This window comes from Rummeliibacillus sp. POC4 (assembly GCF_003576525.1).
GTDB lineage: Bacteria > Bacillota > Bacilli > Bacillales_A > Planococcaceae > Rummeliibacillus.
Map to the genome: position 1 here is coordinate 85086 of NZ_QWUA01000006.1, position 26712 is coordinate 111797.

Below are 26712 nucleotides of genomic sequence, written 5' to 3' on the forward strand. Positions count from 1 at the left end.
TATTGGTCAGTCAGTTTTAGGAGGAGTAAATTGTGATTAAAGCAGAATGGAGTAAAATTTTTCATTCTAGAAAAGTTTTAGTTGCTATAATTGCTGTTTTATTTGTCCCTGTTCTATATGCTGGTATGTTCTTATGGGCATTTTGGGATCCATATGCAAATTTAGAGGATTTACCAGTTGCTATCGTAAATAATGATGAAGGTGCAACAATTGATGGCAAGACAAAGCATCTAGGAAATGACCTTACAGAAAATTTAATTGATAGTAAAAAGTTTAAGTTCACGGAGACTACCCAAGAACAAGGGAATAAGGGATTAAAAAATCGCGATTATTATATGGAAGTTGTTATTCCAAAAGACTTTTCAAAGAATGCAGGTTCAATCTTAGAGGATGATCCTGAACAAATGAAAATAATATATAAGCCAAATGAAGGCTATAACTTCTTAGGCGGACAAATTGGTAATACGGCTTTAGAATTAGTTCGTAAAGAGGTAAATAAGCAAGTCTCAGCAACTTATGCGAAAACGTTGTTTGCGAATATCAAAAAAATGGGTAACGGTTTCGGAGAAGCTGCAGATGGAGCAGGTAAATTAGAAAATGGAGCGGGCAAATTAAATAAAGGCGCCAACCAATTAAATGATGGGCTTCAAACTGCAAAAGATGGAGCAACTCAGTTAGCCGATGGAGCAAAGTCTGCAGCGAATGGATCGAGTGACTTGAAAAATGGAATTGATTCAGCAGCAAATGGAGCAACCCAATTAAATGATGGAACAAAATCTGCAGCAAAAGGCTCTAATGATTTAAAGAATGGAATTGATTCAGCAGCAAATGGAGCAACCCAATTAAATAATGGGGCAAAATCCGCAGCAAAAGGATCAAATGAATTAAATAATGGTATCACCTCAGCAAAAGATGGATCAGGTCAATTACAAACAGGTTCATCTGATTTGAAAAAAGGAACCGAAACTTTAGTTTCAGGTCTAGAAGGCAATACAGCTAATATCAATGCTTTAAATGATGGAGCACAACAAGTGAATACAGGTATTGGTACATTGAGTACTGGATTAGCTAAATTAGCTCCAGGTGCCAGCAATGTATCAAATGGCGTATCACAGTTAGTGACAGGCTTAGGAGAAATGCCTACACAAGTTGCCTCTTTAAAAACAGGTGTATCAGATTTAAATAGTGGAGCAGCTAATTTAGCAACAGGTACAGCCGAATTAGAAGCAGGTACAGAAAAACTAATCCAACAGATTAATTCTTTAGGATTAACTGATGAGCAAAAGAACCAATTATTAGCTACAGCAAATACTCTTAAAGCGGGAGCAACTACAGCAAAAACAGGTGCAAGTAATCTAAGTGCAGGAACGACTGCACTAAACGATAAAGTTTCGAAAATGAATGCACCAACTACAGGAGATTTAACTGCATTAAAAGAAGGTGCTGCACAAGTTTCAGCTGGTTTAGACCAGATGAATGAGAAAGTAAGCAAAGAGTTAGCGCCAGGTACAAAACAATTAGCAGCAGGAACAGATAAGCTCGCTTCAAATTGGAGTAGTTCAGTAGAAGGTGCTAAAAAATTAGATGCAGGAGCTGGCCAACTAAATACAGGGATAGCTTCACTTAATAATGGACTTGGTCAATTACAAACAGGCTCAGGAAAACTAACTGCTGGTTTGGGCACATTAAGTAACGGAACACAATCGCTTACTGATGGACTTGGTCAATTACAAACAGGCTCAGGAAAATTAACTGCTGGTTTGGGTACATTAAGTAATGGTACACAATCATTAGTAAATGGAATGGGTCAACTACAAGCCGGCTCAGGTAAATTAGCAAACGGTTTAAATACATTAAGTAATGGAACACAATCTTTAGTAAGTGGTGCAGGAAAACTTTCTGACGGATCGCAACAACTTGCAGATGGTACCACTAAATTAAAAGATGGGGCAGGAACACTACAAGATAAACTTACTGATGCTCATCAAACTGCTTCAAGTGTTCATGCATCTCAAAAAACATATGATATGGTTGGCGAACCAGTTGATGTAGATAAACAAGAAGTAAATAAAGTTCCAAACTATGGAACAGGTTTTGCCCCTTACTTTATTTCACTAGGATTATTTGTTGGTGCATTACTAATTTCAATTGTTTTCCCATTAGTAGAACCAGCTATCAAACCAAAAAATGGCTTCTCATGGTTTGCTAGTAAAACAGTTATTTTAGCTGTAGTTGGTTTCTTCCAATCTATAATCGTAGTATTAATATCATTATTTGTATTAAAAATTGAAATGGCCAATATTGGTGCGTTTATCTTGTTATCTTTAATAACAAGTTATGTTTTCTTAGCTTTAATACAAATGCTTGTTACTATTTTAGGAGATCCTGGACGATTCTTAGCAATTATTGTCCTTATTCTTCAACTTACAACAAGTGCTGGTACATTCCCGTTAGAATTAGTACCAAAAGCGTTGCATGTATTTAACAAAATCTTACCGATGACATATACAGTTCAAGGCTTCAAGGCGGCTATTTCAACTGGAGATATGGGCTTTTTCGGATTTAATATCGCGATTTTGTTAACATATTTGGTTGCTTTCTTAGCAATTACGTTTGGATTTTTTGCATTATTATTTGCAAAACGCCATTCAAAAGAAGCTACTGCAGAATAGATCAATATAAAAGGCCAGGGAATAGTCCTTGGCCTTTTTAAAATATGAATATATCAAAGATTAATAAAAAAGCGTAAAGAGGGGTTCGGGCTCTTTACGCTTTTTTCGTAAGCGGTTTACTTATAAGTTCATCATCTGCGGTTCAGACAGTGATGAGGAGTGAGCGATTACTAAACGAATCTTGGGAGACGTTTAGTCTAGTAAGTAATATAAACTATTAAAGGTTATTGCAATGTTCACAAGTGTTAGTATAGCACTCGCTTTGTTCTTCAATTTTTTCTCCACATTCTGCACAATGTTTATCAGGTAAGTTTTTGAAAAATTCAACAACATTTTCTAACATTGAAAGTCCCCTCCTTCACAATACTGTTATATTACTGTTTCGTTATTAAGTATTGTATTATAACAGAAAGGTAAATGTCAATACAAAATTCCAAATTTAAGTTAAAATAATTTATGAATATATTGAAGGAGTGACGAGCATGTATTTTATCGATAATAAAGGAATCAACGATCCACGTATTAACCTTGCAATAGAAGAATACGCATTAAAGACAATGGATGTAGAAAAGGATTCATTTTTACTGTTTTATATTAACCAACCCTCAATTATTATTGGAAGAAATCAAAATACAATTGAAGAGATTAACACTGATTACGTTGAAGAAAATAATATCATTGTAGTTCGTCGATTATCTGGTGGTGGAGCAGTTTATCATGATCTTGGTAATTTGAATTTTAGCTTCTTAACAAAAGATGACGGAGAATCGTTCCAAAACTTTAAAAAGTTCACTCAGCCAGTTGTAGATGCTATGAAAAAGCTCGGTATTAAATCTGAACTTTCTGGTCGTAATGATATCCTGGCAGAAGGGCGTAAAATTTCAGGAAATGCCATGTTCTCAACAAAGGGCCGTATGTTTAGTCATGGTACTTTAATGTACAATACAAATATTGATCATGTTGTATCTGCACTAAAAGTTAAAAAGGAAAAAATCGAATCAAAAGGTATTAAATCTGTTCGTTCACGTGTTGCGAACATTGCTGATTTTATGGAAAATCCAATAACAATCGAAGAATTTAGAATGGAAATACTAAAATCGATTTTCGGTGGAGAAGAAAATATTCAATATTACGAACTAACAAAAGAAGATTGGGATAATATTTATAAATTATCAGAAGAGCGTTATCAACAATGGGATTGGAATTATGGACAATCGCCTAAGTTTAATATTCAACGAAATAAGAAATTCGCTTCTGGTTTTATCGATTTACGTTTACAAGTAAAAAAAGGTATTATGGAACAAGTGCATATCTTTGGTGATTTCTTTGGTGTCGGTGAAATGAAAGACATAGAAGAAGTTCTGAACGGCAAAAAATATGAACCTCATGAGATTTCAAAAGCTCTTGAAAATATAGATATACCTAAGTATTTTGGAGGAGTTTCAAAAGAAGAATTTTTGAAACTAATCTATTAATTTTACGGATATGACGAATAAGATGGAGGGGAGAATAATGAGTACACATCGAATTTTAATCGTGGAAGATGATGTGAAAATTGCATCATTATTAGCGGATACATTACGCAAGTATCACTATGATGTAACTACCGTGGAATCTTTTGATAACATTCTAGATGATTTTAAAGCGTTCGATCCACATCTTGTTTTGCTTGATATAAACTTACCTTCATTTGATGGCTATTACTGGTGTCGCCAGCTTAGACAGTTAACGACCTGCCCAATAATATTCATTTCAGCAAGAGCAGGGGAAATGGATCAAATTTTTGCATTAGAAAATGGTGGAGATGATTTTATCACGAAGCCATTTAACTATGAAATTGTCCTAGCGAAGATTAAAAGTCATTTAAGAAGATCGTATGGAGAATATGCGATGAAGCAAGAGGAAAGAACGATAAAGCTTGGTCAATTACAACTATTTTTGGAACGTATGGAGTTGCATACAAAGAATGCACAAATTCCACTTCAAAAAAAAGAATGTGTCATTTTAGAATTGTTAATGGGACAAGCCCCAAAGGTAGTCTCTAGAGAAAAATTATTAGAAGAATTATGGGATGATCAAGCTTTTGTTGATGAAAATACTTTGAACGTTAATATGACAAGGGTGAGAAAAAAGCTTTCGGATTATCATGTGCTATCTACTATTGAAACAGTGCGTGGTGCAGGTTATCGATTTGTTTTATGTGAAGAGGAGCAATAATCATGGATTCTATAAAACTTTTTCTAAAGGAGCATGTTGGCTATGTCATATTTGATATATTGCTGGTGTTATTTATCCTACTATTATATTGGTTAGATGGTTTTCGTAATATTGATACAGCTATTTATTCTATCATTATCTCGTTAATCTTAACCGTAACTTTTTTATGTACAAGGTATATTATGCGCCGCTCTTTCTATAATAAGATCCTTCAACTACCTCATTCTATGGAAGACGCATTACAAAAAAACGCAAAAACCCCAGCAAATATTGCTGCAGAAGAATATATTCATGAACTATACAAAATTTATGAATTAGAAGCACAAGCTTTATATGCTCAACAAAATCGTCATCTTCAATTTATGAATCAGTGGGTACATCAGATGAAAACACCAATTAGTGTTTTGGAACTACTTTTGCAAGAAGATGGAGAGTTAGATAAGGTTAGTGTTCAAGAGGAAGTAGATAGACTAAAACATGGTCTGGAAACCGTTTTGATGAATGCACGTCTAGATACTTTTGAAGAGGATATGAAAATTGAGCAGGTTGCTCTTCGCCCATTGGTAAGCTCAATCGTAAATGAAAATAAAAGATTATTTATCACAAATCATGTATACCCTAATATTGATATCGCTGAGGATTGTATCGTCCCAACTGATCCGAAATGGATGAAGTTTATCATCGGCCAATTTATCACCAACGCAGTAAAATATACTTTTGAAGATGGAAAAAAGCTGTATTTATCTGCAGAAGTTAATGACACACAAATTATTTTAACCATTAGAGATGAGGGTATTGGAATACCACCTTCAGATTTAAAACGTGTAACGAAAGCATTCTTTACTGGTGAAAATGGTCGGAAAACAGCCGAATCTACGGGGATGGGTCTATATTTGGCAAAAGAGGTTTGTGATAAGTTAGGGCATCAACTAGAAATAGATTCAGAGGTAGGAAGAGGTACAACCATACGTGTTCACTTCCAGCATTCATAATAGAATTGAGGTAAACGTATATGTCAATTTTAAAAATTCAGGATGTAACGAAAGTATATGAAGGTAAAGTTACACATCGCGCGGTCAATCAACTTAGCTTCGAAGTGGAAAATGGTGAATTTCTAGCAGTGATGGGACCATCGGGAAGTGGAAAAACAACGCTTCTAAATATGATTTCTACTATTGATACACCAACATCAGGTGAGATTATCGTCAATGACATAAAACCTCATAAGTTGAAGAAAAATGATTTAGCTTATTTTAGAAGACGCCAACTAGGGTTTGTTTTTCAAGATTTTAATTTACTTCAGATGTTAACCGTAGAAGAAAATATTGTATTACCGTTAACGCTTGATGATCAAAATCTTGAAACAATGGAAACGAGACTTCAATATGTTACAGAACAATTAGGACTTGAAAAGATACTCGAAAAGCGTCCAAATGAAATTTCGGGTGGTCAAGCACAAAAGACAGCTATTGGGAGAGCCATTATTCATAAGCCATCACTTCTATTAGCAGATGAGCCAACAGGAAATTTAGATTCTAAGTCTTCAAAAGATGTATTAGAATTACTTAGACGTATTAACAAGCACGAAAACACAACAATCGTGATGGTGACTCATGATCCTATTGCAGCAAGTTATTGTGACCGGGTTCTTTTTATCAAAGATGGAGAGTATTTTAATGAAATATATAAAGATAACCATCGCCAAACTTTTTTTCAAGCTATTTTAAATGTGTTGAGCTTATTAGGGGGTCATGTCGGTGACTTTTCGACAGTTCGCCTTCCGTAATGTAATAAGAAATCAGCGTGTTTATGCAGCTTTCTTTCTATCAAGTGTTTCATCGGTTATGGTATTTTTTATCTATTCCATGTTAATGTTTCATCCAAAAGTTGAAGATGAATTTCTCCGGGAAATTGCCTTTCAAGGGATGTTCGGTGCAGAAGTTATTTTAGTGCTGTTCACATTGTTTTTCTTGTTTTATTCTATGCGGGCTTTTTTAGAAGCTCGTTCAAAAGAGTTTGGGATATTACTACAATTAGGGATTGAGAAAAGAAAACTCAATAAGCTAATTCTATTTGAAACAATGATTATTGGAATTGCTGCTATCATTGTTGGAATAGTTTTTGGTTATGCTTTTTCTAAATTTTTCTTTATGATTGTCAGAGAAATTTTGCAAATTGATAGTTTACCATTGTATTTTTCTTGGAAGCCCTTTGCGTTAACAATTGGTACATTCACAAGTCTATTTGTGATTATTTCATCTTTTAGTGTTATGTTCATCAAGGATAATAATTTGGTGAATCTTTTGAGAGGATATTGGCGTAATGAACAGATTGCAAAGTATTCCGTTTGGAGAGGGATTGCAGGCTTATTGTTATTAACTATGGCGTATGTAATGGCAGCCAATATTAATAAAGCCTATCTTATTGTATTTGTTTCTTTAACACCTCCCTTTGCAATGATTGGTACATATCTATTCTTTACAGATTCTGTACCTTTTATATTGTCACGAATACGTAGACATCGAAAATGGTATTGGCATAAATATCGGATTATCTCATTGGCCAAAATTTCGTCGATTATGCGAGAAAATTCGAGAATGTTCTTTATCTCATGTATGGTTTCTACACTAGCTTTTTTGGCAGTCGGCTCCTTAAGTTCAATGTCCACATTTACACACCAGTATCATCAATTAAATCCATTGGGAATGGTGTATTCTAGCAAAATAGATAACCCATATGAAAAAACGCATGTATCTGGATTAATCGAGGAATTAGAGGATAAGGGGTTAAGTTATCACCTCAATAAATTCGATGTAAAAAGACAAACATCGTCAAATACTCAAAAGACCGTAAAAATATTGACGCAATCAGATATTAATAGACTAGCTCTTTTATATAGTTATCCGGTCGTTAATTTAAAACCAGGTGAAGCGATGTTCCTACCTTATTCAATGGATTCTATTGATATGTTAAAAAAGAAAAATGTTGAAACAGTTTTACAAGAAAATAGTATTCCTTTAACGATAAATAAGGTGTATCCAAAAGTATTATTCTCACCTACAGAGCTTGGAACAAATGTCATCGTAGTTAGCGATGAAGATTTTCGTTTGATCAAAGAACCAATGGTAGGTGCAAATGCAAACCAATCCACGAATCATATTTTTGTTTTTTCAGTACCTGAATGGACAGAAACAAAAGATATCGGTCAAAACCTAGACGCCTTAATGACAGAAGCATATATGACTAATCATGAAAATGACTTGCCTTTCTATTTTGAAAACTCAGGGTTGGATTATTCTTTTATACGCTCAACGTTTGCGTTATTGTTGTTTATCGGATTATTAGCGGCTACAGTATTTTTCCTAGCATCAGGGAGCTTTATATACTTTAAACTTTATACGGGCTTAGAAGAAGATAAAAAGCAATTTGACGCATTACGTAGAATGGGCATTACCGATAAAGAGTTACGTAAAATAGTAAATAGTCAACTGATTCCACAGTTCTTTATGCCATGGGGATTAGCGATGTTTCATAGCACATTTGCATTTATGGCATTACAAGTATTCTGGAAAGGAATTGCGGATTTATCGATTATAAGAGAGATATTCCTCGTGCTAGCAGGCATCTCGTGTATGCAATTATGTTATTTTTATCTAATTCGATGGCGATATTTGTCGCATATAAGAGCTATTTAATTTAGAGAATTCACTCTATATAAGGGCTTTAAGATAAATATATTAAAAACAAAATAACATCAAAAAATAGAAAAATACTAACAACAGATAGCGAAAAATAGAATGTCTGTTGTTTTATTTTTTCAACTTCTATATAATAGATATGGATGGGGAATGAATTACCGTTCATTTTATTCTTACAAAGGGGTTGAGAATATGAATTTAGTTTCAGCGGTTTATAAGACATCTATAGAACAAGCAGACAAAGTAGCTTATCATTTTGGGGGAAAAGATACTACTTACTCAGAATTTGAAAATTCTGTTTCAAAAATGGCAACTGCATTAAAAGAATTAGGGGTTGATAAGGGCGATCATGTTGCTTTCTTATTAAGTAATACACCTCATTTTATAATTTCTTTATATGCAACAATGCGAATTGGTGCAACAGCTATTCCGATTAATCCGCTTTATACACCAGATGAAATTACATATATTATTCAAAATGGTGATGTTAAAGCCGTGATTGCCTTAGATGCGTTGTTACCTTTAGTAGAAGCTGGTGTTCAATTATTTCCTAGTGTAAAAGCGTATGTAATATGCGAAACGAAACCAGATATATTCGAGAAAATGGAAACGCTATCACCAATTGTGAAAGAAAAAGTTCATCTTTTTACGCAATTATTAGCTCAATCAGAGCCAGTGGTAAAACCAGTAGAGATTGATGATGATGAGACAGCTATTATATTGTATACTTCAGGTACAACAGGGCATCCAAAAGGAGCTATGTTAACACATAAGAATCTATATTCAAATGCTAGAGATATATCTGATTATTTACAATTCAATGAGAATGATCGTATTATAACTACTTTACCTATTTTTCATGTTTTTGCTTTAACGGTTGTTGTCAATGCGCCTTTATTAACTTCAGCGCAATTAATCATTGTGCCTAAATTTAGTCCAAAAGAAATTTTTAGAATTGGTAGAGAACTTCAACCAACTGTTTTTGCTGGGGTTCCAACGATGTTCAATTTCTTGTATCAATTCCCGGAAGGAAATGCAGATGATTTAAAATCATTACGTTTAGCCATTTCGGGGGGATCTTCCTTGCCAGTTGCTTTACTTCATAATTTTGAGGATAAGTTTAATGTTAGAATATCAGAAGGATATGGTCTATCTGAGGCTTCACCAGTTACTTGTTTTAACCCACTGGACCGTGAACGAAAACCTGGCTCAATTGGTACGAATATTGTAAATGTAGAAAACAAAGTTTTTAATGAGTTAGGTGAAGAAGTACCGGTCGGTGAAGTCGGTGAACTTGTTGTAAGAGGACCTAATGTTATGAAGGGGTATTATAAAATGCCTGAGGAGACAGCTATGGTAATTCGTGGTGGTTGGCTTTATACGGGCGATTTAGCAAGAATGGATGAAGATGGTTATTTCTATATTGTTGATCGAAAAAAGGATTTGATTATTGTAGGTGGCTTCAACGTTTACCCACGAGAGGTAGAAGAAGTCTTTTATAAAAATCCAGGAGTATTAGAAGCGGCTGTTGTTGGTATACCAGATCCAAATCTAGGTGAAGAAGTACTAGCATACGTAGTACTGAAGGACAAATCTATTACAGTTGATGAATTAGATGCATTCTGTAAAGAACATTTAGTAAAATATAAATGTCCAAAAGAAATTATTATATTAGATGAATTACCAAAGAATACTACTGGGAAAATATTACGTCGTAATTTAAAAGACCAAGCTCTTTCTCGCGTTTAGTGAGATTTAAACAGAATATGAGAGTGCTTAAAGAGACACTCTAAATATACAAAAAACTCGTCAATCACTTTTGATTGACGGGTTTTTCATAATACAAATAGACTTATATTTAAGCTTTTTTATATTTTGTATAATAGAAAATAATTAAAAGGAGGATCCAAACTGGACCAACTTCAAGTGCAATTCTTGTATCTGGAAATACGCCCATTAGAACAATAACTAAAAGTAGGAACGCAATAGCGAAGTAAGAGCCAAATGGATACATATATGCTTTATAAGAAAGTTTTGAAACCTGTGTTTTCGATAAAGTTTTACGGAATTTCATTTGACTGATTAAAATAATAATCCAAGTCCAGATAGCACCAAAAGTTGAAATGCTGGTTACCCACATAAATACTTTTTCCGCTACAAAATAATTTAAAATGACACCAATTAAAAGAACAAACGATGAAGCAATAATAGCTGCTGTTGGAAGACCATTATGGCTTACCTTTTTAAGAAAAGCAGGTGCTTGATTTTGTTCAGCAAGGTTAAACAACATTCGTCCAGTGCTAAATATACCACTGTTGCAGCTTGATAATGCAGCTGTTAATACAACAAAGTTAATAATACCTGCTGCATATCTTAGTCCAATTTGATCAAACATTAAAACAAATGGACTATTGTTTGTATTGATTTCATTCCATGGATAAATAGACATTATTACAGTTAAAGCACCAATATAAAATATTAATATCCGCCAAAGTACTGTATCAATTGCATGAGGAATAACCTTTTTAGGATTTTTGGCTTCACCAGCAGTAATACCAATCATTTCAATTCCAAGATATGCGAACATTACAATTGGTAATGACATGAAGATACCCTTTATACCATTTGGCATAAATCCACCATGACTCCATAAATTACTAAAGCCAATAGCTATACCACCATTACCTATCCCGAATAAAATAATCCCTAATCCAACTATAATCATTGCGATTATTGCAAAAACTTTTATGAAGGCAAACCAAAATTCAAATTCGCCAAATGTTTTGACTGCGATTAAATTGACTATTGTCATAATTACAAGTGCAGCAAGTGCCCATATCCATTTAGGTGAACCTGGGAACCATAATTGCATGTAAATCCCGACTGCGGTTATTTCCGCCATACATGTCACAATCCATAAAAACCAATAGTTCCATCCAGTTATAAATCCTGCGAGTGGTCCTAAATAGTCTTTAGCATAGCGACTAAAGGATCCGGCGACAGGGTTTTCAACCGCCATTTCACCAAGTGCACGCATAATAATGAAAATTACGATACCACCAAGGGCATAAGCGATTAAAATTGCAGGACCAGCTAATTGAATAGCGCCTGCAGAACCTAGAAATAACCCGACTCCTATGGCAGCACCGAGCGACATTAGCGTGATATGTCGCGACTCCAAACCTCGTTGGAGCTGTGGTTTCTTGTTCATAGATAAAAACTCCTTCGATGCTATAAAATTAAATTGTAACTTCATTATGGTAACACAAAATAGAGATAATAAAAACGAATTTATGCCACTAAAAATATAAATATTCTGAATGATTAAATCCTAGATTTGGAATATCATTATAAGTTATGTATATGCGGTGGTGTTTGTAAATCTTCCATTTTAGAAAATTAAAAAGAATACAGATTTGTTTTCGAAGAAGGATTACTATTTTTAATGATATGTTCATCTGACTTGTCATAAATTTTGCAACATTCATCTAGCATTTAACGTTACAATTAGAGTGTTACGTATTTATACCGTGACAGAAGATAACATAAACAGTATCATGAATAAGAATATGTATAGAATGTGAGTGGAAGTAATGATAGACCTTATAAAAGGATTATTTGATTTTATCATGCATATTGATGTGCACTTAACTGAAATTGTTTCCCAATATCATGCTTGGGTTTACGGAATTGTCTTCCTTATTGTGTTTATTGAAACAGGCGTCGTTATTATGCCGTTCTTACCTGGTGATTCACTGCTATTCGCAAGTGGAGCACTTGCATCGCTAGGAGCCTTAAACTTATGGGTTTCTTTGCTTGTGTTTTTTGTGGCTGCCGTTTTAGGAGATTCCTTGAATTATGAGATAGGTCATAAATTAGGTAAATCAATTCCTGAAGATAGCTTTTTAGGGCGCATGGTGAATAAAGAACGAATGCAAAAAGCACAAGACTTCTTCAACAAACATGGTGGTAAGACGATCGTCATCGCACGTTTTATGCCGGTGATTCGGACTTTCATCCCGTTTATAGCCGGTGCAAGTAAAATGCGTTATAAATACTTCATTATGTATAATGTCACTGGGGCTTTACTATGGGTATTGGTTGGAGTATTTAGTGGTTACTTCTTCGGTAATATCCCAGTTGTAAAAAATAACTTTTCTACTGTTATTTTAGCCATTGTATTTGTTTCCATTTTACCGGCGATTATTGGAATTTTACGTTCCAAATTTAAAAAGTAATATAAACTCCTCTCTTGTTAATATACAAAAATAATTTGATATTAGCAGAGGTGTTTTTTAACGAAAGTATTCTAAAAATTTAAAATAATGATAAAATAAAATTATATGAACATAAAAGGAGTTTTGCCTAATGGAAAAATTGAACGTGGAGAGTTTCAACCTTGATCATACGAAAGTTCAAGCACCTTTTGTACGTCTTGCAGGCATTAAAAAAGGTATCAACGGGGATGAAGTGTATAAATATGACATCCGCTTCAAACAACCAAACAAAGAGCATATGAATATGCCCGCATTACATTCTATTGAACATTTAATGGCTGAAAATATACGTAACCATACAGATCAAGTAGTCGATTTAAGTCCAATGGGATGTCAAACCGGTTTTTACTTATCGCTTATCAATCATACAGATTATGATGAAGTTCTAGATATAATTGAAAAAACATTTAACGATGTTCTTGAGGCAACAGAAGTTCCTGCTTGCAACGAAGTTCAATGTGGTTGGGCTGCAAGTCATAGCTTAGATGGAGCGAAAGAATTGGCAAAAGAAATGCTTGCTAAACGTGATGAGTGGAGCACAATTTTTGCAGAAGAAAAATAATATTGATTCATTTGGGTGTTACAAAGAGAATGTCTTTGTAACACCTTTTTTAAGTTTCAACGCCCTTTAAAATTAGGCTTTCTTTTTTTTGCAAATGCATCCAATGCTTCTAGACGATCTTCTGTTGGAATAGTGATTTCATATGATTTCCGTTCAATTTGAAGACCAGTTTCTAAATCTGTATTCATCCCATTTTTGATAGCAAATTTTGCTTGTTGAATGGATATCGGTCCGTTTGAAAGTATTTGATGGGCAAAATTTAAAACTTTATCTGATAATTGAGACCGGCTGAAACAATCAGTAAGTAGCCCAATTTGTGTAGCTTCTTGAGACGTTATCCTCTTTGCTGTTAAAATGAGTTCTAATGCTTTTGCTTCTCCTACTATTCTAGGAAGTCTTTGTGTGCCACCCGCTCCAGGGATAATTGCTAGACTTGTTTCGGTTAGTCCCATTTGAATATCATCAGCAGCAAAACGAAAATCACAAGCAAGAGCAAGCTCAGTTCCTCCACCAAAAGCATAACCATTTAGCATAGCGATAGTAGGTTGTGGTAATTTTTCTATAGCTGTAAATAATGCACCAATCTTATTGAGATTTCGTTTGACGTCCCTTTCTGGTAAGTTTCTCCTCTCCTTTAAATCTGCACCCACACTAAAGGACTTATCACCTGCACCTGTGAAAATAACAAGATATAAATCTTCATCTGTACGAATAGATTCCACAACTTCATGTAGCTCAACAAGCAAATCGTAGTTAAATGCGTTCAATGCTTCTGGTCTATTCAATGTGATGGTCGCAATATGATTGGACTTTTCGAAAATTATACTGTTCAATAGTTAGCCCCCTAAATTACTTGATATAAAGTTAATCGTAGTAACTATAGCAATATACTCCAATATACAGTATTTTATAATTCCATTTTTTGTTGAAAGAATGAGTATTTTAGAGTATCTTTCTAGTGGGGCATTTTAGTTATCTAAGTATGAGTTGGGTGTTGATAAATCTGACTAGTTTTATAAAATAAATCATTATTAAGCACTATTTATTTGGAGAAAAATGATACAATATAGGTAAATGTGTATTGAAGGAGAAAGAAAATGGAGATCTTTATTGGAAGACAACCAATCTTTAATACTAATGAACAAGTCTATTCGTATGAATTATTATATAGAAATGGAATTGAAAACAATGCATTTCCTGATATTGATTCGGATATCGCTACGGTTGAGTTAATTATCAATTCCTTTTTATCAATTGGTTTTGAAGAATTATCAAATGGTAAACCTTGCTTTATCAATTTTACTGAAAATCTATTGATGAATGACATTATGGAACAGTTGAATCCATCACAAGTAGTTATTGAGATTCTAGAAGATGTCCCTATAACTAAAGGATTGATAAAGCGTGTAAAGGAACTGAAAGCAAAAGGTTATCGCATTGCTCTCGATGATTTTATAATGCAAGAAGATTCTAGCATTTATAACGATTTATTTCCTTATATAGATATTATAAAAGTTGACTTTATAATATCTTCAGTAGATGAAAGAGAAAAAATTGAGAATCGTATAAAAAAGCTATTTCCTCATATCATTTTACTGGCGGAAAAAGTCGAAACGATGGAACAATATATTGATGCGATTCAAAGAGGGTATAAATTATTTCAAGGTTATTTTTTTACTAAGCCACAGATCATTCGTGCAAATGACATTCCCGCAAACTTATTACAATATTATCGTGTTATCGCTTTACTCCGTGTAGAAGAACCAGATATTGATGAGATTACTGAAGGTATAGAGCATGATATCGCATTATCATATAAACTTATGAAGCTGATCAATTCCTCATCTAAACGGTCAAAATTTAAAATCCGTTCCATTAAGCAAGCAATCTTACATTTAGGACTAGAAGATTTGAAAAGATGGATATACATATTAACATATCGTGAATCTCAAAAATATAATCCTAGTGGCGCATATGATGAGCTTATGAAAACTTCATTGTGTAGAGCCAAAATGTGTGAACTATTAGCGAAATATAATAACAAGAGAAATACATCCGAATACTTTTTAATTGGTATGTTCTCACTAATTGACGCACTTTTACGTAGACCGATAAAAAGCATCTTAATGCAATTACCACTATCTGATGAAATAGTAGAAACAATATCAGGGAGTGATACATCTATGCAACCATACCTTCAATTAACAGTTGCTGTTGAACAAATGGATTTTGAAGTCGTCAATAAAATTGCAAATGATTTAAATATAAATATAGAAGAAGTATTTGAAAGCTTTAAAGCTGCAAATAAATGGACCAATCGAATTTCCTAATAAAATAAAATCAATAGTGTAGTAATTCGTAGGCTGAAGTCAACTAAAAACGCCACGTCCTGTGGCAATGTTGACATAGTATGTAGTATACGTCGGGAAACCCCTACTGTATTAAATGATAAATTACTATCAAAATACTAGATTGAAGGTTTAGAATTTTATAACAATTTACAAATTGGTCTTTTGAAATAGTCTATATGGCGCAAAATGGTCACAAATTTTATGTTTTATTCAGGTTTAATTTATTATTGAATTTGGTATACTTACTACGTAGGTTATTATTAAATTTTATAGGAGGGTCTATCATGCAAAAAGCTCTACTTGCATTGCTACTTGGTTCAGCTTTAGTTTTAGGTGCTTGTGGTAATAACGATAAGGATAACGCAGCATCCGAAGATACTAAAACAACTGATAACGCAGCAAATGATACAACAACAGATGAAAAAGCCACAACTACTAATGCCGATGGTGAAAAGATTGCAAAAGAAAAATGTATTTCTTGCCACGGTAATGATTTAACAGGTGCTATGGGTCCTGATTTAACAAAAATCGGTTCTACTTTATCTGAAAGTGAAATTAAAGATATTTTAAATAAGGGTAAAGGTCAAATGCCTGCAAAACCAGCCAATGGTCTACAAAGTGATGACGAAGTAAACGCTGTTGCTAAATGGCTTTCTGAACAAAAATAATAATTTTTGGACTAGCTTTCATTGAGGGGAAAGCTAGTTTTTTTATAATTAAATTGAAAAATTCTAGACCAGGTAAGGAATGACTTACTTGGTTTTTATTTTTCCTTAAAGCAATATTTACTTAGTTATGAATTGTACACTTAAAGTACATAATGCTTTTCTACTTTTCAGGTTTTTCAAGCATCTTCATACAAAGTTTTATGCTAAAATATGTTCATGTTGTTTATCTTGCATAAAGTGCAGTCAGCCCTATACATACAGACTGAAGTGAAATGCAAGTGAAGAGTAGGAGATTTACTCCGTGTGGCCTAGATTGGTACTTAAACACAGTAGAAACAGGTTCCAAGTATGAAAATCTATTTTATCTTATGGTTATTTGGAAGGTGGTATGAAGATGCCTTTGGATCAAGTTTGCACCAAAGATGTTATGGAAGTTTTAAATCTGAAGCTTATAAGCGGTGAGGAAGGAATCGGTAGACATATTTTAACGAGTGATATTTCACGACCAGGTCTTGAGATGGCAGGTTATTTTACACATTATCCTGCTAAGCGTGTGCAACTTTTAGGAAAAACAGAATTATCCTTTTTTGAAATGTTATCTCGCGAAGTTCAATTTGATCGGATGAATAAGTTGTGTTCTCAAGAAACACCAGCAATTATTATCTCGCATGATATGGAAGTACCTGAAGCTTTAATAGTCGCTTCAGAAGAACATCATGTACCTATTTTAACAACAAAGCTACCAACAACTCGTTTTTCAAGCCTATTGACGAATTACCTTGAAAGTCGTTTAGCACCAACGACAGCCGTGCATGGTGTGTTAATGGATATCTATGGGATAGGTGTTTTGATAACCGGTAAAAGTGGCGTAGGGAAAAGCGAAACGGCACTAGAACTTGTTAAAAAAGGCCATAGATTAGTCGCGGATGATTGTGTAGAAATTCGTCAGGAAGGTGAAAGTACACTGATCGGTAATGCGCCACCTTTAATCGCTCATTTACTTGAAATACGAGGAATTGGTATTATTGATATTATGACATTATTTGGCGCAAGTGCTGTACGAAAACATAAACGTATCTCAATTGTTATGGATCTAGAAACATGGGATTCAGATAAAACTTATGACCGCTTGGGTTTAGATTCGGAGACGATGAAAATCATTGATACAGAGCTACCAAAGTTAACGATTCCAGTAAGACCAGGACGAAATCTATCTGTTATTATTGAAGTAGCTGCGATGAATCATCGTTTGAAAAATCTAGGCGTTAATGCAGCAGAAGAATTTTCACGTCGCTTAGATAATGTAATTGAAGGAAATGACGAATTCTAGTAGAAGAATTTAAAGATGATAGTAGTGAAGGGAGCTTACTATGGATTCAATTTTAATGGCAATAGACCCAGTAGCATTAAAACTTGGACCAATAACGGTTCGTTGGTATGGAATAATCATTGCTTGTGGGATTATTATTGCTTATTTTATAGGTCAAAGAGAAATGGTGAAAAGAGGTTTTGGTGAAGACCTATTAAAAGATTTACTTATTTGGGCGGTACCTATTTCCATTCTTTGTGCCAGAATTTATTATGTTACATTTGAATGGCCATATTATGCGGCACATCCAGGTGAAATTATTCAAATTTGGCATGGTGGTATTGCCATACATGGTGCGCTTATAGGAGCGTTTGTGACAGCGATTATTTTCGCTAAAAAAAGAGGAATCAGTTTTTGGAAATTAGCCGATGTTCTAGCGCCATCGATCATTATTGGACAAATTGTTGGCCGTTGGGGAAATTTCATGAACCAAGAAGCTTATGGCAGTATAGTTGAACGTTCGTTTTTAGAAAGTTTACATCTGCCTAATTGGATCATTGAACAAATGAATGTTCAAGGTTTCTATCATCATCCAACATTTTTATACGAATCCTTTTGGAATTTAGTTGGTTTACTAATACTTTTATTACTTCGAAAAATAAACTTACGCCGAGGAGAAATCTTCTTAACTTATATTATTTGGTACTCATTTGGTCGATTCTTCATCGAAGGATTACGTACCGATAGCTTATTGATTGGTAATTTACGTATGGCGCAAATTGTATCACTAGTTGGACTTGTTGTAGGTGTTGCTTTAATCATCTACCGTAGACTTAAAATAAAACCAATAGTTCATTATAAGGATGAATAGGGTGTTTTTTCACATAGAGTTTTGCATGGGATTTTTGATGAATGATCTTTTTTATACATTACATTATTAGGAAACTCCCTTTTCAGTATTTTTCATAAAAAAGGATATAAAACTATACGCCGATATTACTTTGGTTAAAGAATAGATACCTGTTAAACGGTATTTAGATGCCATTGTAATACGGCGATTCTTTTAATATTGGGAAATTCTTTAATCTATTAACGTGGTAAAATTGAACAAGATGATAAACTGTTTTTATTATTTAAACAAAACTGTCATACAGGAAGTAAAGGAGCAATTTTAGAATGACAACAAATAAATTTAAAGGGTTGCTATTTGACTTTGATGGCACACTTCTAGATACAAACGAATTAATAATTCAAACATTTTTGCATGTACTTGAACCTGAATTTCCTGGGAAATTTACAAAGGACGACATGGTTCCATTTATAGGACCTTCTTTAATTGAATCATTTTCGACAATTGATGCTTCAAAAGCTGAGGAATGGGTAAATCAATATCGTGTGTGGAACAGTGAACATCATGATGAACTAGCTAAAGAATTTGAAGGAGTTAAGTCCACTTTACAAGAACTAAAAAACAAGGGTATTCGATTAGCAATTGTTTCAACAAAACGATACGATTCGTTGATCAAAGGTATTCGTCTACTAGATATTGAAGATTTAGTAGAAGTTATTATTAGTATGGATGATGTAAAAAATGTTAAACCTGATCCAGAACCTATCCTTTTAGCCCTTGAGAAAATGCATTTAAAAAAAGAAGACGTAATTATGATAGGGGATAATTCTCACGATATATTAGGAGGAAAGAACGCAGGCGTAAAAACAGCTGGAGTTGCTTGGTCTTTAAAAGGAGAAGATTTTTTAATGCAATTTAAACCTGATTATATGCTGCATGATATGAAAGATTTATTGACTATAGTAGAGGAGCATGCAAATGCGTAGAACAGAAAGATATTCTGTATCCGGTTCAACATCACTTTGGCAAATTTATAAAACTGTTTCTTTCTGGAAAGTCGTGAAATGTTTTGTGGTTATAGAAATAGCTCGATATACGCCTTTTCTCTCTGTGAAGAATTGGCTTTATCGTACATTTTTAAAGATGAAAGTTGGGGAGAAAACATCTTTTGCATTGAAAGTAACCCCGGATACGATGTTTCCAGAACGGATTAAAGTAGGGAAAGACACAATTATCGGTTTTAATACAACCATACTTGCACACGAATATTTAGTAAATGAGTATCGATTGGGCGATGTAGTTATAGGAGATCGGGTAATGATTGGTGCCAATTCAACGATTTTACCTGGGGTTGAAATTGGGGATGATGCGATTATTTCTGCTATGACATTAGTGAACAAGGATGTTCCGGCTGGTGCATTCGCTGGTGGCAATCCGATGAAGATCATTTATACAAAAGAGGAGATGGCTAAAAAAAATTCAGTTAATTCTAAAGAATTGTAAGATACAAATAAATTTACTTAGAATTATTGACTTAAAGTGTTTATTATTATAAAATACTTTCATACATCATCACTCTAACACTCTAGTGAACTAAAGTATATAGATTAGGAAGTGTCATAATGTCTCCAATTCGAAAATTTGAAAAACCATTAGGAATGCGCGATACATTTCCAAAGATATTTGCAAAGAAAGAAGTAATTCGACAAACAGGTATGGAGTTTCTACGTTTAAGAGGTTTTGATTTTATTCAAACACCTACACTCGAATATTACGATACAGTGGGTAAAGCTTCTGCTATAGTTGATTCTTCGCTTTTTAAATTAGTGGATAGTCAAGGAAATACATTAGTTCTTCGACCAGATATGACGACACCTATAGCGCGTGTCGCTACTTCAAAATTATTAAAAGAAAAAATACCACTACGCCTAGCTTATTTTGCGAATGTTTTTCGTGCGCAGCAACTTGAAGGTGGTCGACCAGCAGAATTTGAACAAATGGGAATCGAAATCATTGGAGATTCTTCAGTGTATGCAGATGCAGAAGCTATTTTAACAGCAATACGTTTATTAAAAACATTGGGTATTGAAGATTTTAAAATTACAATTGGAAATGCTGGAATCTTAGAGGCAATTATTAAAAAGAACGTCCAAGATCAACAACAATTTGAGGAACTACATAACTTATTAGTACAAAAAAATATCGTTGGATTTGAGGAAGCTGTTATTTCGTATAATTTAGCGATTGAAAAAGAGCAAACTTTGTTATCCTTTGTGGAAGATGCAACGGAGATGAAAAGTATTCGAGAAATTGCAAAATATCTATATGAAAAAGATGCATTTATCTATATGGAACAACTAGCATCTATTTTAGAGATTGCAGACGCTACATCTTACATTGCGTTCGACTTTACATTAGCAAGTCATATGAATTATTACACAGGGATGTTATTTGAAGTATTTGCAACTGGTTCAGGTTTTCCAATTGGAAATGGTGGACGATATGACGGATTACTTGATGAATTTGGTATTGAAGTTGGCGCCATTGGTTTTGGCTTTCGAATTGACCATCTATTAGAAGTTATTCCACAACAATCAGAAACAAATGATGAAGTTCTGGTACTATTTGTAGCACCACAGTTAGCAGAAGCGCTTGAAACTGCCGAAAAACTTCGAGCACAAGGAAAACGTACTACGTTACAATCGATGGAAGGTTTAGATAATTTAGCAGCATTTGAAAAACACTTCGCAGAAATTGTACGAATTGGACAAGGAGGTAACGTTCATGAATGAGTTAACGATTGCCATGCCAAAAGGTCGTATTTTCGAAGAAGCTTATGAGATGTTAATCGAGGCAGGCTTCGAATTGCCAGAAAATGTTGAAATGTCACGCAAATTAATGATTGAAATCCCACAAGAAAAGATTCGATTCATTTTAGCTAAACCGATGGATGTCCCTACTTATGTTGAACATGGTGTAGCTGATATCGGCATTGCTGGTAAAGATGTTTTACTTGAACAAAGACGCGAAGTTCATGAATTACTTGATTTAAATATTAGTAAATGTCATATAGCTTCTGCTGGATTGCCAAATACAACTTTGAACGAAATAGCTCCTCGTATTGCAACAAAATATCCAACAGTTGCTTCAGATTATTATCGTGAAAAAGGGGAACAGGTAGAAATTATTGGACTGAACGGTTCAATCGAATTGGCACCAATGATTGGGCTAGCGGATCGTATCGTTGATATTGTCTCTACTGGTCAAACATTAAAGGAAAATGGTCTTGTAGAATATGAATTTATCACAGATGTGTCATCAAGACTTATTGCTAATCCTGCAAGTTATCGGATGAAAAGTGAACGTATTTTAGATTTAGTAAAACGCCTTAAAAAATGTGTGAAATGAGAGAAGGATTTGCGATGAAGATTAAAGTGTTAACAGATGAAATTTCCTTAAAAAGACCTTTGGAAGGTGGCAATGAGGAACAGCTTAAAACAGTTCGCCAAGTGCTTGCTGATGTTCGAGAAAAAGGCGATGAAGCTGTAAAAGCTTATAGTCGGAAATGGGATGGTTATGCGCCGGAAAACTTACGTGTAACCGAACAAGAAATAGAAGAAGCTGTTAAATCGTTAGATCCTCAATTAGTACAAGATTTAAAAGAAGCAGCATCTAATATTCGCTTATATCACGAACAGCAAAAACGTGAAGGTTACAAACTTCAAATAGCAGATGGCTCTTGGCTAGGCCAACGTATTTTGCCAATATCTTCTGTAGGCTTATATGTTCCAGGTGGTTCTGCTGCTTATCCATCTTCTGTTTTAATGAATGTTATTCCTGCTCAAGTTGCGGGTGTTAAGCGAATTGTATTAGCGTCACCAAGTGATAAAAGCGGTAAACTTCCGGCCGCAGTATTAACTGCAGCATCTATCTTAGGTATTGATGAGATTTATAAAATGGGTGGTGCACAAGCAATCGGGGCACTTGCTTTTGGTACAGAAACAATTCAAGGGGTAGATAAAATTACCGGACCAGGTAATATCTTCGTAGCACTTGCAAAACGTGAAGTTTTTGGTGAGGTAGCAATTGATATGATCGCAGGACCAAGTGAAATTGCGATTATTGCGGATGATTCGGCTTATCCAGATGAGATTGCCGCAGACTTACTGTCACAAGCCGAACACGATCCTATGGCATGCCCTATCCTTATTACAACAAGTAAATTGTTAGCTGAAAATGTACAGGTACAAGTAGAAAAACAATTACAAACCCTCCCTAGAGAAGCAATTGCAAGAAAATCAGTAGAAAACTTTGGATGTATATATATTGCTGAATCGATGCAACAAGCTACAAAAGCTATCAATCAATTAGCACCTGAGCATTTAGAAATTGTAACAGAAGATGCACTGAAAGTTAGTGAAGCCATTGACAATGCTGGAGCTATTTTTATCGGACGTTATAGTTCAGAGCCAGTAGGTGACTATTTTGCTGGAACAAATCACGTGTTACCAACAAATAGTACAGCACGTTTTGCTAGTGGATTAAATGTTGATGATTTCTTAAAGAAAACAAATGTTGTCTATTATACAGAAAAAACTTGGTCTGAAAATGCACCTAAAATTGCTCGCTTAGCAAGATTAGAAGGATTAGAAGGGCATGCGAGAGCAGTTGAGTCAAGAGGCTGGAACAAAGGAGAGGAATAATTTGGCACGTTATTCAAAAATAGAACGTAAGACAAATGAAACGCAAATTGCTGTAGAAATCGATTTGGATGGAGAAGGGAAAGCAACAGTTGATACAGGTGTACCATTTATGGATCATATGCTTGATCTTTTCATGAAGCATGGCCTGTTCAATGGGAAGATTACTGCAAATGGTGACACAGATATCGATGACCATCACACAACAGAAGATTTGGGAATTGTACTCGGTCAAGCGATTAAAGAAGCGCTTGGTGATAAAAAAGGTATTAAACGTTACGGAAATGCGTTTGTCCCAATGGATGATGCACTAGCCCAAGTGGTTATTGACTGTTCAAATCGACCACATCTAGAATTTCGTGCTGAAATCCCGTCCCAAAAAGTCGGAACATTTGATACAGAATTAGTACACGAATTTTTGTGGAAATTTGCATTAGAAGCACGTATGAATGTTCATGTTATTGTTCCTTATGGTCATAATACACACCATATTATAGAAGCCATCTTTAAAGCTTTAGCTAGAGCGATTGATGATGCAGTACAAATTGATCCTCGAATGAAAGGTAAAGTTCCGTCTACGAAAGGGTTGTTAACATGAAAATTGGCGTAATCGATTATGGAATGGGAAATCTCTTTAGTGTTGAACAAGCGATTAAACGTTTAGGTTGTGAAGTGCTAATTTCATCAGATCAAAAAAGTTTGTTAACATGTGATGCTCTAATATTACCTGGTGTCGGTGCATTTGAGGATGCTATGAAAAAACTTAATGATACAGGGCTAGTTACATTTATCGATAAGATTGTAGCGGTTAATAAGCCTCTCTTAGGTATTTGCCTAGGTATGCAACTTCTGTTTGAAGAAAGTGAAGAAAATGGCTATTGGAAAGGTTTGGGAATTTTCAAAGGGGTAGTTAAACAATTTTCGGGTAAGGATCTTTCAGGAAAGTCTTATCGTGTTCCACATATGGGGTGGAATGATTTAATATTTGCTAAATCGCCAACATGGTTAGAACAATTACCAACAGATAATTTTGTCTATTTTGTACACTCTTATTTAGCAACGGATATGGATGAGGAAAATCTTATCGCTTATGCAGAGTATGGTGATATGAAAGTTCCTGGAATTGTACAAAAAGGAAATGTAACAGGTATGCAATTTCATCCCGAAAAATCAGGAGAATGTGGCGTTTATTTACTACAACAGTGGCTGCGTGCAGTTGCGAAAGGAGTTGCTGTTTCATGAGTTCAATTCAAATATTTCCAGCTATCGATATGAGAGGTGGGAAATGTGTTCGTCTATTAAAGGGCGACTATGAAAAGGAAACTGTTTATGCAGATTCTCCATTTGAGATGGTGAAGCGTTTTGCAAAAGCAGGTGCAAGCTATGTACATATGGTCGATTTAGATGGAGCAAAAGATGGAGAACGTAGACATGCGAAGGAAGTTATCCGTGTAGCAAAAGAGTTACCATTGAAAGTTCAAATTGGTGGGGGAATACGTTCCGAAGAAGATGTTCGATTTTATCTAGAAAATGGCGTTGATCGTGTCATCATTGGTAGCCTTGCTATTCGTGAACCTCAACTTGTGAAAAATTTCATCAAGGAATTCGGAGCTGAGAAAATTGTAATAGGATTAGATGCAAAAGATGGAATGGTTGCAACACATGGATGGATTGAAACATCCGATCAATCAGCTATTGAAGTAGGAAAAGATTTTGCGAAAGCAGGTGCAAAATATTTCATCTTCACAGATATTGCAACAGATGGTACTTTATCTGGCCCGAATATAGAAGCTAATATTCAATTAGCAAAAGCAACTGGAGCGAATATTATTGTTTCAGGAGGTATTAGTGCATTAGAGGATATTTCAAAAGTGAAAGATGCTGCAAAGAATTCCTCAGTTAGTGGTGTGATTATTGGTAAAGCTTTGTATGCAGAACGGTTCACATTACAAGAGGCATTAAAGGAGGCGGAATAATGTTAACAAAGCGAATTATTCCATGTCTAGATGTCAAAGAAGGCCGGGTAGTTAAAGGTGTTCAATTTGTATCTCTTCGCGATGCTGGAGATCCGGTCGAATTAGCAAAGTTTTATAACGAACAAGGTGCAGATGAACTTGTTTTTCTTGATATTTCGGCTTCACATGAAGGTCGTGAAACAATGGTTGATGTTGTTCGTAAAACAGCAGCAGCACTAGCTATTCCATTTACAGTTGGCGGTGGCATTCGGACACTAGATGATATGAAACGTCTGTTACGTGCCGGAGCAGATAAAGTGTCGATCAATTCTTCTGCTATTAACCGTCCAGAGTTGATAAAAGAGGGTTCTGATTATTTTGGCGCACAATGTATTGTTGTTGCAATCGACGCAAAGTGGAGTGAAGAAGATCAAACTTGGATGGTATATACCCATGGTGGCCGAAACAAAACAGATAAAAAGGCAGTGGATTGGGCGAAAGAAGCAGTCGCACTTGGTGCCGGAGAATTACTTGTAACAAGTATGGACCAAGATGGTGAGAAGAACGGCTTTGACTTGCCGTTAACAAAAGCTATTCGAGATGCTGTCAATGTACCAATTATTGCAAGTGGTGGCGCAGGTAAAGCGGAGGATTTTTATGAAGTATTACATAATATTGATGCGGATGCAGCATTAGCAGCCTCAATTTTCCATTATAAAGAGACAAGTGTTTCAGAAGTAAAAGCAAGTTTAAAACAACAAGGAGTGCCAATACGATGATTGAAAATCTTAAATTTGATGAAAAAGGTTTAATAACAACAGTTGTTCAAGATGCACAAACAAAAGAAGTGCTAACAGTCGCATATATGAATAAGGAATCTTTAAAGAAAACAATTGAAACAGGTGAAACATGGTTCTTCAGTCGTTCAAGACAAGAGCTTTGGCATAAAGGTGAAACGAGTGGTAATACGCAAAAGGTTGTAGCGATGCGTGCAGATTGCGACCAGGATGCATTAGTAGTGGAAGTGTTGCCAAAAGGACCTGCCTGCCATAAAGGATCTGTTTCATGCTTTACAGAAGTTCTAACAGAGAAAGAAACTTCAATCGGTTCTCTTGATATTTTAGAAACATTGAAAAATGTGATTAAAGGAAGAGAAGAAGAGATGCCTGAAGGTGCTTATACTACATATCTATTTAATGAAGGTGTAGATAAGATTTGTAAAAAGGTTGGAGAAGAGGCAACTGAAGTCGTTATTGCTTCGAAAAATCGTGATCATGAAGAACTAAAATGGGAAGCAGCTGATTTAATTTACCATTTGTTAGTACTTTTGCAAGAACAAAAATTAGATTTATATGAAGTTTTAGGAGTTCTGCAAAAACGTCATGAGCAACACTAATTTATGATATAATATAGGATACGATGCTTAAGGAACGTAAAAATGCGTTCCTTATTA

The 26712-nt window shown here is 34.7% G+C and carries 26 protein-coding genes; 23 read left to right on the forward strand and 3 right to left on the reverse strand.

Going from position 1 to position 26712, the window contains the following annotated elements:
* Positions 1-32 precede the first annotated feature (32 nt).
* Positions 33-2672 carry a YhgE/Pip domain-containing protein gene (locus D1606_RS03295; protein ID WP_119414581.1) on the forward strand — a complete coding sequence of 880 codons (2640 nt, stop codon included), beginning with the start codon at positions 33-35 and terminating at the stop codon, positions 2670-2672.
* 217 nt (positions 2673-2889) lie between these two features.
* On the opposite strand, the gene yhfH is transcribed toward D1606_RS03295, so the two are convergent.
* Positions 2890-3015, reverse strand: coding sequence for a protein YhfH (gene yhfH / locus D1606_RS03300; RefSeq protein ID WP_119414582.1), 126 nt, complete (start codon positions 3013-3015; stop codon positions 2890-2892).
* Positions 3016-3154: 139 nt separating this feature from the next.
* On the opposite strand from yhfH, the gene lplA reads away from it, so the two are divergent.
* From lplA to D1606_RS03330, 6 genes are all read left to right on the forward strand, one after another.
* Positions 3155-4147, forward strand: coding sequence for a lipoate--protein ligase (lplA, locus tag D1606_RS03305; RefSeq protein WP_119414583.1), 993 nt, complete (start codon positions 3155-3157; stop codon positions 4145-4147).
* A 37-nt stretch (positions 4148-4184) separates the two neighbouring features.
* Entirely contained in the window at positions 4185-4889 is a 705-nt protein-coding gene (locus D1606_RS03310) for a response regulator transcription factor (protein ID WP_119414584.1), read from the forward strand.
* Between the two features lie 2 nt (positions 4890-4891).
* The gene (locus D1606_RS03315) at positions 4892-5881 is read left to right on the forward strand and encodes a sensor histidine kinase (protein ID WP_119414585.1); all 990 of its coding nucleotides are present in this window, start codon (positions 4892-4894) and stop codon (positions 5879-5881) included.
* A 20-nt stretch (positions 5882-5901) separates the two neighbouring features.
* Complete coding sequence (locus tag D1606_RS03320) at positions 5902-6675, forward strand: ABC transporter ATP-binding protein (protein ID WP_119414586.1); 774 nt, start codon at positions 5902-5904, stop codon at positions 6673-6675.
* On the forward strand, positions 6647-8584 hold the full coding sequence (locus D1606_RS03325; RefSeq protein ID WP_119414587.1) for an ABC transporter permease: 1938 nt from the start codon (positions 6647-6649) through the stop codon (positions 8582-8584). The genes D1606_RS03320 and D1606_RS03325 overlap by 29 nt, the downstream gene beginning before the upstream one ends.
* A 195-nt stretch (positions 8585-8779) precedes the next feature.
* Positions 8780-10336 carry a fatty acid--CoA ligase family protein gene (locus D1606_RS03330; RefSeq protein WP_119414588.1) on the forward strand — a complete coding sequence of 519 codons (1557 nt, stop codon included), beginning with the start codon at positions 8780-8782 and terminating at the stop codon, positions 10334-10336.
* Positions 10337-10445: 109 nt separating this feature from the next.
* Here D1606_RS03330 and D1606_RS03335 read toward each other — a convergent pair whose 3' ends face one another.
* Entirely contained in the window at positions 10446-11798 is a 1353-nt protein-coding gene (locus tag D1606_RS03335; RefSeq protein WP_119414589.1) for an amino acid permease, read from the reverse strand.
* Between the two features lie 385 nt (positions 11799-12183).
* On the opposite strand from D1606_RS03335, the gene D1606_RS03340 reads away from it, so the two are divergent.
* Both D1606_RS03340 and D1606_RS03345 read left to right on the forward strand, forming a co-directional pair.
* Positions 12184-12825: a DedA family protein gene (locus tag D1606_RS03340; RefSeq protein ID WP_233548015.1), complete on the forward strand. Its 642-nt coding sequence runs from the start codon at positions 12184-12186 to the stop codon at positions 12823-12825.
* 130 nt (positions 12826-12955) lie between these two features.
* Entirely contained in the window at positions 12956-13426 is a 471-nt protein-coding gene (locus tag D1606_RS03345; protein WP_119414591.1) for an S-ribosylhomocysteine lyase, read from the forward strand.
* Positions 13427-13482: 56 nt separating this feature from the next.
* Here the strand turns inward: D1606_RS03345 and D1606_RS03350 are convergent, their stop codons facing one another.
* Positions 13483-14259: an enoyl-CoA hydratase-related protein gene (locus tag D1606_RS03350; RefSeq protein WP_119414592.1), complete on the reverse strand. Its 777-nt coding sequence runs from the start codon at positions 14257-14259 to the stop codon at positions 13483-13485.
* A gap of 264 nt (positions 14260-14523) precedes the next feature.
* On the opposite strand from D1606_RS03350, the gene D1606_RS03355 reads away from it, so the two are divergent.
* From D1606_RS03355 to hisIE, 14 genes are all read left to right on the forward strand, one after another.
* On the forward strand, positions 14524-15756 hold the full coding sequence (locus D1606_RS03355) for an EAL and HDOD domain-containing protein (protein ID WP_119414593.1): 1233 nt from the start codon (positions 14524-14526) through the stop codon (positions 15754-15756).
* 305 nt (positions 15757-16061) lie between these two features.
* On the forward strand, positions 16062-16445 hold the full coding sequence (gene cccB / locus D1606_RS03360; protein ID WP_119414594.1) for a cytochrome c551: 384 nt from the start codon (positions 16062-16064) through the stop codon (positions 16443-16445).
* 400 nt (positions 16446-16845) lie between these two features.
* Complete coding sequence (gene hprK / locus D1606_RS03365; RefSeq protein ID WP_119414650.1) at positions 16846-17775, forward strand: HPr(Ser) kinase/phosphatase; 930 nt, start codon at positions 16846-16848, stop codon at positions 17773-17775.
* Between the two features lie 40 nt (positions 17776-17815).
* A complete protein-coding gene (gene lgt, locus D1606_RS03370) occupies positions 17816-18625 on the forward strand; it encodes a prolipoprotein diacylglyceryl transferase (RefSeq protein ID WP_119414595.1) in 810 nt (269 codons plus the stop codon).
* A gap of 305 nt (positions 18626-18930) precedes the next feature.
* A complete protein-coding gene (ppaX, locus tag D1606_RS03375) occupies positions 18931-19590 on the forward strand; it encodes a pyrophosphatase PpaX (RefSeq protein WP_119414596.1) in 660 nt (219 codons plus the stop codon).
* Entirely contained in the window at positions 19583-20107 is a 525-nt protein-coding gene (locus D1606_RS03380; RefSeq protein ID WP_119414597.1) for an acyltransferase, read from the forward strand. The genes ppaX and D1606_RS03380 overlap by 8 nt, the downstream gene beginning before the upstream one ends.
* 119 nt (positions 20108-20226) lie before the next feature.
* Complete coding sequence (locus D1606_RS03385) at positions 20227-21396, forward strand: ATP phosphoribosyltransferase regulatory subunit (protein WP_119414598.1); 1170 nt, start codon at positions 20227-20229, stop codon at positions 21394-21396.
* Positions 21389-22012, forward strand: a complete 624-nt coding sequence (gene hisG / locus D1606_RS03390; RefSeq protein WP_119414599.1) for an ATP phosphoribosyltransferase — start codon at positions 21389-21391, stop codon at positions 22010-22012. The genes D1606_RS03385 and hisG overlap by 8 nt, the downstream gene beginning before the upstream one ends.
* A gap of 14 nt (positions 22013-22026) precedes the next feature.
* Positions 22027-23307: a histidinol dehydrogenase gene (gene hisD, locus D1606_RS03395; RefSeq protein WP_119414600.1), complete on the forward strand. Its 1281-nt coding sequence runs from the start codon at positions 22027-22029 to the stop codon at positions 23305-23307.
* 1 nt (position 23308) lies between these two features.
* Positions 23309-23902 carry an imidazoleglycerol-phosphate dehydratase HisB gene (gene hisB / locus D1606_RS03400; RefSeq protein WP_119414601.1) on the forward strand — a complete coding sequence of 198 codons (594 nt, stop codon included), beginning with the start codon at positions 23309-23311 and terminating at the stop codon, positions 23900-23902.
* Positions 23899-24546 (forward strand): imidazole glycerol phosphate synthase subunit HisH, encoded by a 648-nt coding sequence (gene hisH, locus D1606_RS03405; RefSeq protein WP_119414602.1) that lies wholly within the window; start codon positions 23899-23901, stop codon positions 24544-24546. Before hisB ends, hisH begins: the two co-directional genes overlap by 4 nt.
* Positions 24543-25280, forward strand: a complete 738-nt coding sequence (gene hisA, locus D1606_RS03410; protein WP_119414603.1) for a 1-(5-phosphoribosyl)-5-[(5-phosphoribosylamino)methylideneamino]imidazole-4-carboxamide isomerase — start codon at positions 24543-24545, stop codon at positions 25278-25280. Before hisH ends, hisA begins: the two co-directional genes overlap by 4 nt.
* Positions 25280-26038, forward strand: a complete 759-nt coding sequence (gene hisF / locus D1606_RS03415) for an imidazole glycerol phosphate synthase subunit HisF (protein ID WP_119414604.1) — start codon at positions 25280-25282, stop codon at positions 26036-26038. The genes hisA and hisF overlap by 1 nt, the downstream gene beginning before the upstream one ends.
* Positions 26035-26655, forward strand: a complete 621-nt coding sequence (gene hisIE / locus D1606_RS03420) for a bifunctional phosphoribosyl-AMP cyclohydrolase/phosphoribosyl-ATP diphosphatase HisIE (protein ID WP_119414605.1) — start codon at positions 26035-26037, stop codon at positions 26653-26655. The genes hisF and hisIE overlap by 4 nt, the downstream gene beginning before the upstream one ends.
* Positions 26656-26712 lie beyond the last annotated feature (57 nt).

Coding starts and splice junctions, on each gene's coding strand:
- yhfH (WP_119414582.1), bottom strand. CDS start 3,015: ATGTTAGAAAATGTTGTTGAATTTTTCAAAAACTTACCTGATAAACAT.
- lplA (WP_119414583.1), top strand. CDS start 3,155: ATGTATTTTATCGATAATAAAGGAATCAACGATCCACGTATTAACCTT.
- D1606_RS03310 (WP_119414584.1), top strand. CDS start 4,185: ATGAGTACACATCGAATTTTAATCGTGGAAGATGATGTGAAAATTGCA.
- D1606_RS03315 (WP_119414585.1), top strand. CDS start 4,892: ATGGATTCTATAAAACTTTTTCTAAAGGAGCATGTTGGCTATGTCATA.
- D1606_RS03320 (WP_119414586.1), top strand. CDS start 5,902: ATGTCAATTTTAAAAATTCAGGATGTAACGAAAGTATATGAAGGTAAA.
- D1606_RS03330 (WP_119414588.1), top strand. CDS start 8,780: ATGAATTTAGTTTCAGCGGTTTATAAGACATCTATAGAACAAGCAGAC.
- D1606_RS03335 (WP_119414589.1), bottom strand. CDS start 11,798: ATGAACAAGAAACCACAGCTCCAACGAGGTTTGGAGTCGCGACATATC.
- D1606_RS03345 (WP_119414591.1), top strand. CDS start 12,956: ATGGAAAAATTGAACGTGGAGAGTTTCAACCTTGATCATACGAAAGTT.
- D1606_RS03355 (WP_119414593.1), top strand. CDS start 14,524: ATGGAGATCTTTATTGGAAGACAACCAATCTTTAATACTAATGAACAA.
- cccB (WP_119414594.1), top strand. CDS start 16,062: ATGCAAAAAGCTCTACTTGCATTGCTACTTGGTTCAGCTTTAGTTTTA.
- lgt (WP_119414595.1), top strand. CDS start 17,816: ATGGATTCAATTTTAATGGCAATAGACCCAGTAGCATTAAAACTTGGA.
- ppaX (WP_119414596.1), top strand. CDS start 18,931: ATGACAACAAATAAATTTAAAGGGTTGCTATTTGACTTTGATGGCACA.
- D1606_RS03380 (WP_119414597.1), top strand. CDS start 19,583: ATGCGTAGAACAGAAAGATATTCTGTATCCGGTTCAACATCACTTTGG.
- D1606_RS03385 (WP_119414598.1), top strand. CDS start 20,227: ATGTCTCCAATTCGAAAATTTGAAAAACCATTAGGAATGCGCGATACA.
- hisG (WP_119414599.1), top strand. CDS start 21,389: ATGAATGAGTTAACGATTGCCATGCCAAAAGGTCGTATTTTCGAAGAA.
- hisD (WP_119414600.1), top strand. CDS start 22,027: ATGAAGATTAAAGTGTTAACAGATGAAATTTCCTTAAAAAGACCTTTG.
- hisH (WP_119414602.1), top strand. CDS start 23,899: ATGAAAATTGGCGTAATCGATTATGGAATGGGAAATCTCTTTAGTGTT.
- hisA (WP_119414603.1), top strand. CDS start 24,543: ATGAGTTCAATTCAAATATTTCCAGCTATCGATATGAGAGGTGGGAAA.
- hisF (WP_119414604.1), top strand. CDS start 25,280: ATGTTAACAAAGCGAATTATTCCATGTCTAGATGTCAAAGAAGGCCGG.
- hisIE (WP_119414605.1), top strand. CDS start 26,035: ATGATTGAAAATCTTAAATTTGATGAAAAAGGTTTAATAACAACAGTT.